At 74.1% G+C, this 13,653-nt stretch carries 11 protein-coding genes and 1 riboswitch; of the genes, 2 read left to right on the top strand and 9 right to left on the bottom strand.

Annotated elements, in window-relative coordinates; all coding sequences use genetic code 11:
• Nucleotides 1-58 precede the first annotated feature (58 nt).
• Nucleotides 59-886, top strand: coding sequence for a PrsW family glutamic-type intramembrane protease (locus tag PVK74_RS08560; RefSeq protein WP_209962284.1), 828 nt, complete (start codon nucleotides 59-61; stop codon nucleotides 884-886).
• A 35-nt stretch (nucleotides 887-921) separates the two neighbouring features.
• Here PVK74_RS08560 and PVK74_RS08555 read toward each other — a convergent pair whose 3' ends face one another.
• The 5 genes from PVK74_RS08555 to PVK74_RS08535 all read right to left on the bottom strand — a co-directional run bounded on the left by PVK74_RS08555 (nucleotide 922) and on the right by PVK74_RS08535 (nucleotide 5,020).
• Nucleotides 922-1,548 (bottom strand): LysE family translocator, encoded by a 627-nt coding sequence (locus tag PVK74_RS08555; RefSeq protein WP_274478757.1) that lies wholly within the window; start codon nucleotides 1,546-1,548, stop codon nucleotides 922-924.
• Nucleotides 1,549-1,551: 3 nt separating this feature from the next.
• On the bottom strand, nucleotides 1,552-2,064 hold the full coding sequence (locus tag PVK74_RS08550; protein ID WP_073828221.1) for an acyl-CoA thioesterase: 513 nt from the start codon (nucleotides 2,062-2,064) through the stop codon (nucleotides 1,552-1,554).
• Between the two features lie 131 nt (nucleotides 2,065-2,195).
• A riboswitch (cobalamin riboswitch) is annotated at nucleotides 2,196-2,409 on the bottom strand.
• A gap of 182 nt (nucleotides 2,410-2,591) precedes the next feature.
• Complete coding sequence (locus tag PVK74_RS08545; protein ID WP_274478756.1) at nucleotides 2,592-3,197, bottom strand: copper resistance CopC family protein; 606 nt, start codon at nucleotides 3,195-3,197, stop codon at nucleotides 2,592-2,594.
• A gap of 33 nt (nucleotides 3,198-3,230) precedes the next feature.
• Complete coding sequence (locus PVK74_RS08540) at nucleotides 3,231-4,457, bottom strand: Dyp-type peroxidase (protein ID WP_064445654.1); 1,227 nt, start codon at nucleotides 4,455-4,457, stop codon at nucleotides 3,231-3,233.
• Nucleotides 4,454-5,020 (bottom strand): copper chaperone PCu(A)C, encoded by a 567-nt coding sequence (locus PVK74_RS08535; protein ID WP_064445655.1) that lies wholly within the window; start codon nucleotides 5,018-5,020, stop codon nucleotides 4,454-4,456. Before PVK74_RS08535 ends, PVK74_RS08540 begins: the two co-directional genes overlap by 4 nt.
• Nucleotides 5,021-5,234: 214 nt before the next feature.
• Between PVK74_RS08535 and PVK74_RS08530 the strand changes: the two genes are divergently transcribed.
• The gene (locus tag PVK74_RS08530; protein ID WP_043323380.1) at nucleotides 5,235-5,636 is read left to right on the top strand and encodes a Fur family transcriptional regulator; all 402 of its coding nucleotides are present in this window, start codon (nucleotides 5,235-5,237) and stop codon (nucleotides 5,634-5,636) included.
• Nucleotides 5,637-5,678: 42 nt separating this feature from the next.
• On the opposite strand, the gene PVK74_RS08525 is transcribed toward PVK74_RS08530, so the two are convergent.
• The 4 genes from PVK74_RS08525 to PVK74_RS08510 form a co-directional block, all read right to left on the bottom strand.
• Complete coding sequence (locus PVK74_RS08525) at nucleotides 5,679-6,071, bottom strand: SCO5389 family protein (RefSeq protein ID WP_043323383.1); 393 nt, start codon at nucleotides 6,069-6,071, stop codon at nucleotides 5,679-5,681.
• Nucleotides 6,072-6,212: 141 nt separating this feature from the next.
• A complete protein-coding gene (locus PVK74_RS08520) occupies nucleotides 6,213-11,672 on the bottom strand; it encodes an ATP-binding protein (protein ID WP_274478754.1) in 5,460 nt (1,819 codons plus the stop codon).
• 232 nt (nucleotides 11,673-11,904) lie between these two features.
• A complete protein-coding gene (locus PVK74_RS08515) occupies nucleotides 11,905-12,135 on the bottom strand; it encodes a DUF2188 domain-containing protein (RefSeq protein ID WP_030499192.1) in 231 nt (76 codons plus the stop codon).
• Between the two features lie 86 nt (nucleotides 12,136-12,221).
• A complete protein-coding gene (locus PVK74_RS08510) occupies nucleotides 12,222-13,601 on the bottom strand; it encodes an MBL fold metallo-hydrolase (protein WP_274478753.1) in 1,380 nt (459 codons plus the stop codon).
• Between the last annotated feature and the right edge of the window lie 52 nt (nucleotides 13,602-13,653).

Here is a 13,653-nt window from a genome sequence, read left to right as displayed (position 1 = left end):
CTGTCCACAGTGCCTACCCCCGATGCCGGCGCTCGCCGCCGGGCGCGATACTCGGCGTATGGGGAATACCGGACGCCGCTGGGCGTGGGTGGCGGTCCTGCTCGTCGGCGTCGGGCTTCACCTGCTGGTGCTGGAGACACTGTCCGGCACCGGCACCGTCACGTTCGTGCCGGCGCTGATCGTGCTCGGCGCGTGCGTCGCGCCCGCCACGTTCCTGGCCTTCGCCCAGGGGCGGCCGGCCCGCCGCCCGGTCCCCGGCTCCGTCGTCGGCGTCGCCGCGCTCCTCGGCGGCGTGGTCGGCGTGGTCGCCGCCGGCTGGCTGGAGTACGGCACGCTGCACCGCCTCGGCGTCCTGCCGATGGCGCTCGTCGGCCTGGCCGAGGAGACCGCGAAGCTGATCGTGCCGGCCGGCATCCTGCTGCTGTGGCGGCGGCACCGGTCACCGGCGCAGGGCCTGGTGATCGGCGTGGCCTCCGGCGCCGGGTTCGCCGCGCTGGAGACCATGGGGTACGCGTTCGCCGCGTTCGTCGGGTCGGAGGGCAACCTCGGCGCCGTCGAGCGGACGCTGCTGGTTCGCGGTCTCACCGCGCCCGCCGCGCACCTGGCCTGGACCGGGCTGACCGCCGCCGCGTTGTTCACGTTCGCCGCCGCGCCCGGTGGCCGGAGACTGGCGGCGTTCCTGCTCACCTTCGCCGCCGCCGTCACGCTGCACACCTGCTGGGACACGTTCGGCACGCAGCCCGCGTACGTGTTCATCGGCGCCGTGTCGCTGGGCTGGGTGCTGCTGCGCCTGCACCTGGACCGCGAGCGGCCCGCCGCCCCGCCCCGGGCGCCGGAGCGTGATCCTCACCAGCTCGCCGAGGTGGCGGGGTCGGAGCCCTCCTGATGCCGCCATCTCGGCGAGCTGGAGTCGAGCAAGCGTCAGCCGGCGGCCAGCCGGACACCGAGCGCGACGAAGGCGACAGCGCAGAGCCGGTCGACCCGCCGCGACCAGCGGCTGTCGCCCCAGCGGCGGGCGAACCGCCCGGCGCCCAAGCCGAGAGCCAGGTCCACGGTGAGCTGCACCGCGACGAACAGCGCGCCGAGCAGCACCAGCTGTGCCGCCACCGGGCCCGCGTCGGGCCGGACGAACTGCGGCAGGAACGCCACGCTGAACAGGATCATCTTCGGGTTGAGCAGGTTCGTGAGCAGCCCGCGCCGGAACGCCCGCCCGGCGCCGCCGCCGTCCGCCCCGTCCGCCGCGCCGCCGGGCCGGCCCGTGCCGCGCAGCGCCCGCAGGCCCAGCACGATCAGGTACGCCGCACCGGCCCACCGGATCGCGGTGAACAGCACCGGGGACGCGGCGATCACGGTGGCGAGTCCGGCCACCACGGCGGCGACGTGCACCGCCTCCCCGGCCGCGACCCCGAGCGCCGCCACCGCCCCGGCCCGCGCGCCGTACCGGGTGGCGTTGGCGAGCACGAACATCATGTCCGGCCCGGGGGTGAGCATGAGCACCACGATCGCGGCCAGGTATCCCGCGAGCGTGGCCGCCGACAGTCCGAGCACGCCTCAGCCCTCCTCGACGCCGTCGAGCAGCGCCCGGCGCAGCGCCAGCCGGTGTTCGCGCCGGATCTGCGCCTCCCGGTAGCGCCGCCGGTCACCGTCGGTGCCGGGCAGCAGCGGCGGCACCGGCCGGGGCTGGCCCTCGTCGTCCACGGCCACCATCACCAGGTGCGCGGTCGCCACGTCCACCGGCGGCACCGCGCGGTCCCAGCGGTCCGCGCTGACCTTCACGGCCACCTCCATCGAGCTGCGGCCGGCCCAGGTGATCCGGGCGTCCACGTGCACCACGTCACCGACGCGGACAGCGCGCAGGAAGGCCGTCTCGTCGATGGCGGCGGTGACAGCCGGTCCGTCGGAGTGGCGGGCGGCGACCACCCCGGCGACCGAGTCGATCAGGTTGAGGATCCGGCCGCCGTGCACCGTGCCCATCAGGTTGGTGTGGTGCTGGTCCATGATCTGCGACAGGGTCAGGTGCGACGCCGACGGTGGTCGGCCGGTGAGGGTGATGGCATCGGTCACGGTGCGGTTCCGTCCTCGCAGAAGCGGACCGCCGACCGGACGGGGGAGTTGCACGCCGAGGCACGCCGACGGCTCCCGCCCGGCGTGTCACCCGCCCGACCCACCCGCGAGGTCGACGGCAGCGCGCACCGGTGGTACGCGCGACGCGGGCAGGTCTTCGGACTCGCGGGCCCGACCGGGGTCGCCGGTCGCCTACCGGCCGTCGCTTCCCAGGCCGGTGGCCCAGTGCTGTTGACGGCTGTCGTTCCCACTCACCGCTGCGGGGCAGTCCCGGACTTCCACCGGGTTCCCTCTTACGACACCCGGCCGTCGCCGACCGGGTGAACCAGCGCTCCCGGCAGCCTAACCCAGCCCCGACCCGCCCTCGCCGCGACCCGCGTTCCGCCCTTCGGCGCCCTGCCCCCGGCCGTCCCACAGGCACGCAGGCTCCGGCACACCCGGTGCCGCCCCGCATGCGCAGTCCGCATGGCGGGACGTCTCTCCCGCTCATCAGGAAGCCGGGCGGACCCGCGTCAGCGGGCGACGGGTCAGGAGGCGCGGCGGCGTCGAAGCAGTAGCGCGGTCACGCCGGCTGCCGCCACCGCGGCGACCGCTCCGCCGACCAGGATTCCCACCGGTAGACCGCCGTCGTCGGCGCCCGTCGAGGCGTCGGCACTCGCCGGAGACGCGTCCGCGCCTGCCGCAGCGCCCGCCGAGACGTCCGCGGAGGCGGCCGGCGAGGGAGTGGCCGGTGACGGGGCGGCCGCCGGGGGAGCGGCCGGGTCGGCGACGGTGAAGCGGTACGAGCCCTGGACCGGGTGGCCGTCGCGGGAGACCACGCGGTAGGCGACGGTGTAGGTGCCGTTGGCCAGCGGCTCCTCGATCGTCACCGTGCCCGTCGCGCCGTCCACGGCGGGCGCGCTCGCGGGCACCTGACGGTCGGTGGCGTCGCGCAGCGTGATGGTGGTGAAGGCCGGGTTGAGCCGCTGCAGGAACCGCAGCGTCACCTGCGTCGGCGCGGTGGTGAGCCGGGCGTCGCGGGCCGGCGTGGCCTCCTGCAGCGAGTTGTGCGCCGCCGCGGGCGTGGCCGGGACCAGCAGCAGCGCCGCGGTGAACAGCGCGGCGAGGAGTGCGGAGACGGTACGGGTACGCATGACGCGCCTTCCTGGTCGTGGTCAGCGTCGTGGTCAGCCGAGCAGTTGCTGGCCGATCCAGCCGCCCTCGGGGCAGCCGGGCGGTACGGCGAACACGGCGGAGCCGATCGGGGTGGTCCACTCGTTGAGCAGGTCCCGTTCGGCCAGCCGCCGCTGGATGGGCAGGAACTGCCGGGCGATGTCGGCCTGGTACGCGGCGAAGACGAGCCCGCTGTCCGCGTGTCCCTCGGCGGTCGGCGCGCCGTCGTAGTTGTAGGGCCGGCGCAGGATCTTCTGCCGGTCGTCGGTGACGCGGGCCCGGGTCAGGTGCGAGAAGTCCGGGATCACGGTGAGCCCGTCCGGTCCGAGCGCGGCGAAGTCGGGCTCGTCGTGCTCCGCCTCGCCGGTCAGCGGCGCGCCGGTGTCGAGGCGCCGGCCCACCGCGAGTTCCCGGTCGGCGCGGCCGAGCAGGTCCCACGTCTCCAGGTTCATGCTGATCCGGCGCACCACCAGGGTGGTGGAGTCGCGCAGCCAGTCCGGCCCGTCGGTCACCCAGACGGCGGTGTCCGCCGACACGCCGGGCTTCGGGTTGGCGGTGCCGTCGAGCTGGCCGAACAGGTTGCGCTGGGTGCGTCCGGGCTCGGCGCCGGCGGCCCGGCGGAAGCCCTGCTGCACCCAGCGGACGGTGGCGAACGGGCGGCTGTCCTTGGTCAGGACCCGTTGGGCGTGCGCGACGGTGAGCGGGTCGTCGGCGCAGATCTGCAGCAGCAGGTCGCCGCCGGACCAGCGGGGCTGCAACCGGTCGATCCGGAACGCCGGCAGGTCGGCCACCGACGTGGGGCGGCGGTCGTCGAGCCCGGCGGCGGCGTAGAGCCCGGGGCCGAAGCCGAACGTGACTGTCAGCCGGGCCGGCAGCAGGCCCAGTTCCGGCTCGGTGTCGGCCAGCGCCGGGCGACCCTGGGTGAGTCGGGCGGCGTCGTCGGAAAGCAGTCGCAGCATCCGCCCGAGCGCGGCCCGGTTCGTGTCCGGGCGCAGCGTGAACGCGACGAACGCGGCGTGCGCCTGGGGCTCGGTGGTGACACCGGACTGGCGCGCGCCGTGGAACGGCTCGACAGCGCTGCCGACCTGGGCCACCGGGACGGCGTCGTCGGGGCGTACCCCGTGGGAACGGAGGGCGGCGAGGGCACCCGCGCCGGCCAGCGCGCCCCCGGCGGCCGCCGCGCCGCCGGTGAGCAGGCCGCGCCGGCTGACCCGGCGCGCGGGCGCGCCGGTTCCGGTCATGACGCGGGGCTCGCGCCGTGTCCGGGCGCGTACGTCTCCTGGGCGCCGGTGAACGGCTTGGCCACCGCGGTGAACGTCTGGGTGCGCCCGTCGGCGAAGGTGAGCGTGACGTCGAGCTGGTCGCCGGGGCGCACCGGGCGGGTCAGGTCCATCAGCATGAGATGGTCGCCGCCGGGCTCCAGCGCGGCCTGGGACCGGGCGGCGACCACGACGCCGCCCTGCTTCTGCCGCATCGCCATCTTCCCGTCGGTCATGGCCATCTCGTGGATCTCGGCCCGGGACACGTCGGTGGTCACCCCGGTGATCGTGACGTCGGCGTCGCCGTCGTTGACGAGCGTGGCGAACGCGGCGGTCATGCCCCTGTCGGCGGCCTTCACCCACGGGTCGCGGATCGTCAGCACGCCCGCTGCCGCGCTCGCCGGGGCCGAGGCGGGCGCCGACGCCGACGGCGCGGTTGTGGGCGTGGCGTCGGCGGAGCCGCAGGCGGCGACGGACGCGGCCAGGACGGCGGCGCCGATCAGGGCCGCCGTGCGTGGGAAGCGGCGGCTGGTGGTGCTGGGCATGCGGTCGTCCCCTCGAAGATCCGGTGTTCGTACCGTTGGTCGGGGCGGCGCCGCGGATAGTTCCGGCCCGGGGAGTCGGTCGCGTCACATGCCACCCGGGCTCACCGCGACCGGGGACCGGGGAGCGCCCGGAAGGCATAATGGTTCCGGGTGTCACGTGGCGCGCCGGGCGCGGCCGTGGCCGGAGAGGGCGCCCGGACGAGGGAGGCGGACGGTGACGGCGACGACCGGGGCGACCCGCAACACCCGGCAGCGCGCCGAGGTGCTGGCGCTGCTGCGGGAGCTGGACGGCTTCCACAGCGCGCAGCAGTTGCACCAGATGCTCGTGCAGCGGCAGGCGAAGGTGGGTCTGACCACCGTCTACCGGACGTTGCAGCTGCTCGTCGACAACGGCGAGATCGACTCGGCGCGGCTGCCCGGCGGCGAGCACCTCTACCGGCGGTGCAGCCAGAGCCGCCATCACCACCACCTGGTCTGCCGCCGCTGCGGCCGTGCGGTGGAGGTGGCCGGCCCGGCCGTGGAGCGATGGGCCGACCAGGTCGCCGCGCAGCACGGTTTCACCGACGTCGGGCACACCCTGGAGATCTTCGGCACCTGCGACCGCTGCGCCGCCTGAGCCACCGGCGCGGGCGGTGACCCGCCCGCGCCGGACCGCCGGTCAGCAGTTGCGCAGCGCCGGTGACTGGTTCAGCAACTGGCCGCGGCTGGAGGTGAACCGGCGGTACGCCTCGGAGCCGGCCGCGCCGGGGCGGAAGGCTGCCACCCGGTGGCAGTTCTGGAACGCCAGCGTGATCCCGAAGTGCCGCTCCAGCCCGGCGCGGATCGCGTCGCTGGCCATCGCGCGCAGCAGTTGCCCGCGCTCGGCGTCGCCGGGCGGCGGTACGACGTTGTCGGCGAACTCGGCGTCGGTCGCGGCCAGGTCGGCGGCGACCCGGCTGACCGTCTCCCAGGCGTACGGCAGGGAGTCGCGGACACAGGCGACGAACGCCTCCTCGTCGACGGGACCGGTCTCGGCGGCGTGCAGCAGGGCGGGCGGAACGGTGAGCGACATGGGTCCTCCGGCAGCTCTAACGAACACGGTTTCCATTACCATCTGAGCACACCATGTCACCGGACGACCGTCAAGGACCGGCGCACGCGAAACGGCGGACGGACCCGAAGGCCCGTCCGCCGTGGGACGTCGCGGAACGTGTCAGCGCAGGTGCGCCTCGATCGCCTCGATGACCCGGGGCCGCAGCTCGGCGGCGCGGATCACCGCGTCGACCGAGCCGACCTCGACCGCCCGCTGGATGCTGTGCACCCGGTCGAACTCGGCGGCCACCTCGCCCAGCTTCTCCGCCCGCACCGACCCGCGCAGCTCGTCCAGCTCCGCGCTGAGCGTGGCCCGCTCGGTACCGGTGGCGGACGCCACCCGGCCCTCCAGCTCGCGTACCCGGGAATCGGCCGCGGTGCGGGCGGCGACCTCACCGGCGAACACCACGGCGGCGGCCGGCGCGCCACCGAGCACCGAGGCGAACGACCCCTCGATCGCCAGCACCGTCATGTCCGGGTTGAGCGCCTTGGAGAAGACCACGAACGCGCCGCCGTGATAGCGCGAGATCACGCAGAACACGATCGGGCCGCGGAAGTTGACGATCGCCCGGCCGATCTCCGCGCCGTACTCCAGCTGGAGCTTGCGCATCGACTCGGGTGAGCCGTCGAAGCCGGACAGGTTCGCCAGCACGACCAGCGGCCGGTTGCCGCTGGCCGCGTTGATCGCCCGCGCGGCCTTCTTCGAGGAGCGCGGGAACAGCGTGCCCGCGGTGTAGGTGTCCGGGCCGTCGGTGGGCGGGAAGCCGTGCCGGGGCACCGACCGCGACTCGATGCCGAGCAGGCACACCGGGATGCCGCCCAGGTGCACGTCCTGCACCACAGCGGTCTCCGCGTCGGCCATGCCCGCCCACCGCTCCAGCACCGGATGGTCCTGGTCGGCGAGGGCCCGCATGACGGTACGGATGTCGAACGGCTTCTTGCGGTCCGGGTTCGCGGTGGCGGAGAAGATCTCGCCCACCGTGGCGAAGTCGCTGCCGGCCACCGCGTGCGGGTAGCCGCAGATGTCCCGGTCCACCGGGTCCATGGTGACGGCCCGGCGCGGCGCGTGCTCGCCCGGCACGACGTACGTGTGGTCGTAGTGCGCCATCAGCACGTCCCGCGCGCCCGGCAGGTCCGGCGCCCAGTACTGCGCCTGCCCGTTCGGGCCCATCACCCGGTCGTAGCCGCCGATGCCGAAGTTGTCCTCGGCGGACACGCCGCCGGAGAAGTCCAGCGACTGCTTGCCGGTGAGCACCATCGCCGAGTCGGGCGTCATGACCAGCACGCCCTTGGTGTGCATGAGCATCGTCGCCTCGGCGTTCCAGTACGGCTGGGCGCCGACGTTGATGCCCGCGACCACGATGTTGATCTCGCCGCCGTCCTGGGTGAACTCGACGATCCGCTTCAGCGCCGCGGCCACCCAGTCCATGTTCTCGGTGCCGGAGGTCATCGAGATCCGGGCGCCGGCGCTCAGCGCGTACCACTCCAGCGGCACGCCCATCCGCTGCGCCAGGTCCAGCGCGGCGATCACCCGCCGGCACTCCGGCTCGGACAGCGCGCCCAGCGACTTGGTCGGATCGCCGAGCAGCACCACCCGGGTCACGCCCTGCGGGTGGCGGGGCGTCGGCGTGGTGACCACGCCGGCCACGATCGCCGCGCTGTTGCGGCCCTTGGGCCGGTCCACCGGCACCAGCTGGTGGTCCGCGTCCAGGTCGTGCTCGACGAAGTCGCCCAGCAGCCCGGTCAGCTCGTACGGGTAGACGGTGTTGCGGCTGGCCGCCCGCAGCACCTTCAGCCGGTACTCGTCCAGCGGCTCGACCGGCTCGCTCGGCGGCTCACCCACGTCCAGCCGGGCGTGCCCGGTGACGTCGAAGGTGATCCGCACGCCGACCTTGGTCAGCTCGCCGGTACGGCGGTCGCGCTGGCGCGCGATGAACAGGATCTCCTCCAGCTCCGCGCCCACCGTGGTGGGGCGTACCCGGCCGGCGATCAGCTCCATCTCCTCGCGGGTCAGCTCGCTGGGCGGCCACACGTAGATGACGATCCGGTTGGTCGGGAACCGCGACTTCGACGGCCGCCGCGACTGCGCCCGGCGGATCGAGTCGATGCAGGCCGCCACCGTGTCCTCGGTGGTGGGCAGCGACACCAGGCGGCCGTCCTGCTCCCGCAGCCCGGTCAGGTCGCGTACCTGCGCGAACGCGACCAGCCGCTGGTCGGACGGGTTCTGCCGGGCCACCGCCTGGAACAGGTAGACCTCCTCGTCCAGCGACGGCAGGCGGGTCAGGTCGAACTCGCGCAGCCGCTCCAGCTGCATCCGCTGCGCGATGTGCGGGTGCAGGCCGCGGATCAGGCGCTCCTCGGCCATCCCGTTTTCGCCGGGCCGGAACGTGAAGTGGTGGTGCATCACCGCGCCGCCGCGCCCGGCGACGGTGGTGGTGATCCGGCGTACCGCCGCCGGCAGCGGGTGCGCGTTCAGCACGTCGAGCAGCGCGGCGGCGGTGGCGTCGAAGTCCTCGGGCTGGTTCTCCCAGGACAGGTAGACGTCCGCGTCGACGGCGTCGCGGTCGCCGGCCACCTCGGCCAGTCCGCGCAGCGCGTCGCCGAGCGCGTCGAACCGCACCGCCGCCGACACGACGCTCGAACCGTCCCGCCCGGCCACCACGAACGTGCAGCCACCGGTGGCCCGGGTGGTGACCTCGGTGAGCGCCTTGTTGCCGTAGTAGCGGCGGGTCAGCACCTCCAGCATCGTCGCGTTGTCCAGGTCGTCGCGGACCAGGCGCTGGCCGAGCAGCCGGACCAGCGGCTCGGTGCTGCGTACCATCTCGGCGACCCGGTCGGCGCGGTCCGGCGCGTCCGGGTGCGTGTCGAGGTGCCGCAGGTGCGCGCGGACCCGCGCGTAGACCCGGGCCCGGTTGCGGCGCAGCAGCGGCTGGGCGAACCAGGCGAACACCACGCCCCGCGCCAGGTCGGCGACGACCGGGAAGCGGACCTGGGTGGCCGCGACGAGACGCTCCAGGGTGAGGCCGGCGGGCTCGCGCAGCGCCTCGTCCGGCGGCGGCTCGCGCAGCCACGAGCGCAGCAGCGCGGCGATCACCGTGGCGTCCGCGGCGGCCCGCTGCAGGGCCAGGAAGATCCGGAAGACCGCGGCCTCCAGCTCGGGGGAGCGGTCCAGCTCGGTGACACCGTAGTGGGCGAGCGCCTTGGCGAGGCGGGCCCGGAACGAGTCCGGGGAACCGGCCCGCTCGACGTCGAGGCTCTGCAGGTAGGTGTGGAAGTACTCGCGGGCGCTGTGCACGTGCCCGGCCGGCCCGTCGTCGCCGGGACGGTTGCGGCTCAGCTCGGCCAGGTCGGCGAAGACGCCGACCAGTTCCAGCTCCTCGGCCAGCGGCCGGTGCCCGGCCTCGGTGGCCGCCCGGCGCGCGTCCAGGTAGTCGTCGAGCACCCGGCGCTCGTCGTGCGGGTCGACGTCGTAGCCGAGCAGCAGCGCGCACAGGTCCTCCTGGCCGCGCTCGGCCCGGGACCGCGCCGGCACGTCCGCCGCAGGCGCCGGCAGGTCCAGCTCGACAGCGGGACCGGCCGGGCCGTCGGCGGCCTCGGCGCCTTCCTCGACGAGCGGCTCCAGACGCAGCAGCGGCGCACCCGCCTCCACCTGGGTGCCGACCTGAACCGACGACTCCTTGAGGCGGGCCCGGAACGGCGCGCGCAGCACCGTCTCCATCTTCATCGCCTCCAGCACCAGCACCGGCGCGCCGGCCTCGACCTCCGCGCCGACCGCAAGTGGCGTGGCGACCACGAGCGCCGGCATGGGGGAGCGCACCACGCCGCCCTCGTCGCGGCTGATCCGGTGCGTCACGCCGTCGACCTCGACCAGGTGCACCGGGCCGTGGGTGTCGGTGAGCAGGCGGAACCGGGCGCCGTTGACGGCGATCTGGCCGGTGTGCCGGTCGAAGCGGTCCAGCTCGACGTCGGCAGTGCGCACGTCGCCACCGGCCTCGACACCGACCCGGAACCGGTGCGCGCCGACCCGGGCCACCCGCATCCGGTAGGTCACGCCGCGCAGCTTCAGGTCCAGTGGCCGGCCGCTGCGGTGCTGCACCTGCGGGCGTCCACCCGCCGCTGTGGACAGCAACCGCTGCCGCTCGGCGGTCTCGTCCTCCTCGTACGCCTCGATCGCGGCGGCGGCGAGCGCGACGGCGGAGTGCCGGTGCGCGACCAGGCGGCCCTCGCCGCGTACCCGGTCGATCCAGCCGGTGTCCGCGCTGGCGTCGATCACCTCGGGCTGGTCGAGCAGGTCGAGCACGAAGCTCTTGTTCGTCGCGCCGCCGGCGATGACCACTGTGGTGTTCGCCATCGCCCGGCGCAGTCGGCCCAGCGCCTCGTCCCGGTCCCGGCCGTACGCGATGATCTTGGCGATCATGGAGTCGAAGTCGGCCGGGATGGTGTCGCCCTCGCTGACTCCGGTGTCGACCCGGATGCCCGGCCCGGCGGGCAGGTCCAGCCGGGTGATCCGGCCGGGGGAGGGCGCGAAGTCGCGGTCCGGGTCCTCGGCGTTGAGCCGCGCCTCGATCGCGTGCCCGCGCTCGACCGGCGGCTCGCCGGTGAGCCGGCCGCCACCGGCCACGTGCAACTGCGCCTTGACCAGGTCGAACCCGGTGGTCGCCTCGGTGATCGGGTGCTCGACCTGAAGGCGCGTGTTGACCTCCAGGAAGGCGAACAGCCGGTCGCCCGGGTGGTAGAGGAACTCGACAGTGGCCGCGCCCCGGTAGCCGACCGCCACCGCCAGGCGCTCCGCCGAGGCCTTCAGCTCCGCCGCCTGCTCCGGGGCGAGCACCGGCGACGCGGACTCCTCGATCACCTTCTGGTTGCGCCGCTGCACCGAGCAGTCCCGTACCCCGAGCGCCCACGCGGTGCCCTGGCCGTCGGCGATCACCTGCACCTCGACGTGCCGGGCGCCGGTGACCAGGCGCTCCAGGAACACCACGCCGCTGCCGAACGCCCGCGCCGCCTCCTGGCTGGTGCGCTCGTAGGCGTCGGCCAGCTCGGCGTCGCTGCGGATCACCCGGATGCCGCGCCCGCCGCCACCCGCCGTGGCCTTCAGCATCAGCGGGTAGCCGATGTCGGCCGCCGCGCGCAGCGCGTCCTCCAGGCTCTCCACCGCGCCGCGGCTCCACGGCGCGACCGGCACGCCGACCTCCTCGGCGATCAGCTTCGCGCCGATCTTGTCGCCGAGCTTGCGCATGGCGTCCGGGCTCGGCCCGACGAACGTCACGCCGATCTTCTCGCACAGCTCGGCGAACGCCGGGTCCTCGGCCACGAAACCCCAGCCGACCCAGGCGGCGTCCGCGCCGGTCTCCACCAGCGCGCGTTCCAGCGTCTTCAGGTCCAGGTACGGGCGGGCGGACGCGGGGCCCAGGTCGTAGGCGACGTCCGCCTCGCGGACGAAGGTGGCGGTACGGTCGACGTCGGTGTACAGCGCGACGGTCTCGATCCGGCTGCCGGTCTCCGCGGCCAGTTCCCGGACCGCGTGGATGAGCCGCATCGCGGACTCACCACGGTTGACGATGGCGACACGGGTGAACACGTGACCGTCCCCTTCGATAGAACCACGGTGGCGCGCCGGGTGGCGACGACGCCCCCGGCTTGCCTCACCCTTCCGCCTGCGCGCGTACGGCGCCATGTCGTAACGGCCGAAGCCTGAGCGGGAGCCGTTGTAGGAACCGAACAAAACTTTTTAGCCAGCCACTCACTACCCGCCGGTACGCGCTACGGCGCCGGACCCGTGCGGGTCCGGCGCCGTGACGTGCGTGCGGGGCTCAGCCCGGAATGTCCCGGGGGTCGCGCTCGCGGGGGTACGTGTTCTTCTCGCCGATGGTGCCGTCCTGCTTCTTGATCACGTGCTCGGCGCCGCGCTCGACCGCCATCTCCCGGCCGGCCGCCTCCGCCTCCGCCTTGGTGTCGTGGCGGCTGCTCGCGCGCTCGTTGCCCTCCGGGCGGTTCTTCCACTGCCCGTCCTGCTGGTAGGTGTCGATGTCGCCCTTCGCCATGCCGTCAGCTCCCTCGATCGCGTGTCCGATGACAAATGTCTGCCCATGCGAGGGGAGTGCTAATCCTGGCGGCCCGGATCCGTGCCTCACGCCGTGGCGTGCAGGCCCTGCCAGGCGCCGTAGCCGCCGAGCAGATCGGACACGTCGGCGTGACCGGCGTTGCGCAGCAGGCTGGCGGCGACCGAGGAGCGGTAGCCGCCGGCGCAGTGCACGACGATCGGGCGCCCCACGGGCACCTCGCCGAGGCGGTGGGTCAGCTCGGCCAGCGGAATGTGCCGGGAACCGTCCACCGCGCCCTGCTCCCGCTCGCCGGCGTTGCGGACGTCCAGCACCACCGGCGCGTCCGGGCCGTCGAGGGCGTCGCGCAGTTCGGTGGCGGTGATCCGGCTGGCCCGGGTCATCTCGGTGACCATCTCCAGGAAGGCGTTGTCGGGTTCGCGGAGGTAGCCGATCACGTGGTCGAAGCCGATCCGGGCCAGGCGGACGACGATCTCCTCCTCCCGGTCCTGCGGGGTCACCACGAGCACCGGCCGGTCGGGTGCGACGACGCTGCCGGCGGTCTCGGCGAACCTGCCGTCGGCCGGGACGTTGAGCGCGCCGCGCAGGTGCCCGGCGGCGTACTCCTGCGGGTCGCGGGCGTCGACCACGACGGCGCCGTCGGCCCGGGCGGCCAGGAACTCGGCCGGGGGGAGCGGGCGGGCCGGCCGGGCGTGGTCGAACAGCTCCCGCGCCTTGCGGTTGAGCACCGCGTCGAAGGCGAAGTAGCCGGGCGCGGCGGGCTGACCGCCGGTGACCAGGGCGAGGAAGCGCTCCTGGCTCATCGGGGCGCAGGCGTAGTTGGTGCGGCGTTGCTCGCCGATGGTGGACTGCCGTTCGGTGGACAGGTTCTTGCCGCAGGCCGAGCCGGCGCCGTGGGCGGGAAAGACGCGTACCTCGTCGGGCAGGCCCATCAGCTTGCGCTGCACGCTGTCGTAGAGCATCCGGCCGAGTTCCTCGGCGGTCACGCCGAACGAGGCGAGCAGGTCGGGGCGGCCCACGTCGCCGATGAACAGCGCGTCGCCGGTCAGCACGCCATACGGGACCGGGTCGTCGGCGTGTTCGTAGACCAGGATGCTGATCGACTCGGGCGTGTGTCCCGGGGTCTCCATGATCTCCAGGGTCACGTCGCCGAGGCTGATCCGTTCGCCGTCGGTGAGCTTGCGGCTCGGGTACTCGGTCTCGGCCCGGTGCCCGTAGCCGATCCACGCGCCGGTCGCGGCGGCCACCTCGAGGTGCCCGGCGAGGAAGTCGGCGTGGAAGTGGGTGTTGACGACGCCCTCGATCGTCAGGCCGTGTGCCTTGGCGTCGGTGAGGTACTCGTCGATGTCCCGGCGCGGGTCGACGAGCACGGCCCGGCCGGTGCGGTCGTCGGCGATCAGGTACGAGGCCTGGGACAGGCAGTCGAGGTAGTACTGGGTGAACAACATGAGCCGCACTCCTTCGCGCAGTGATGTCGGGCGATACGGCAACTGTAGCGCA

It is taken from the genome of Micromonospora chalcea (assembly GCF_028768405.1).
In the GTDB taxonomy this organism is placed as follows: domain Bacteria; phylum Actinomycetota; class Actinomycetes; order Mycobacteriales; family Micromonosporaceae; genus Micromonospora; species Micromonospora chalcea.
Note: the sequence above shows the minus strand (reverse complement) of the source record. Positions and strands in the feature narration are given on the sequence as shown.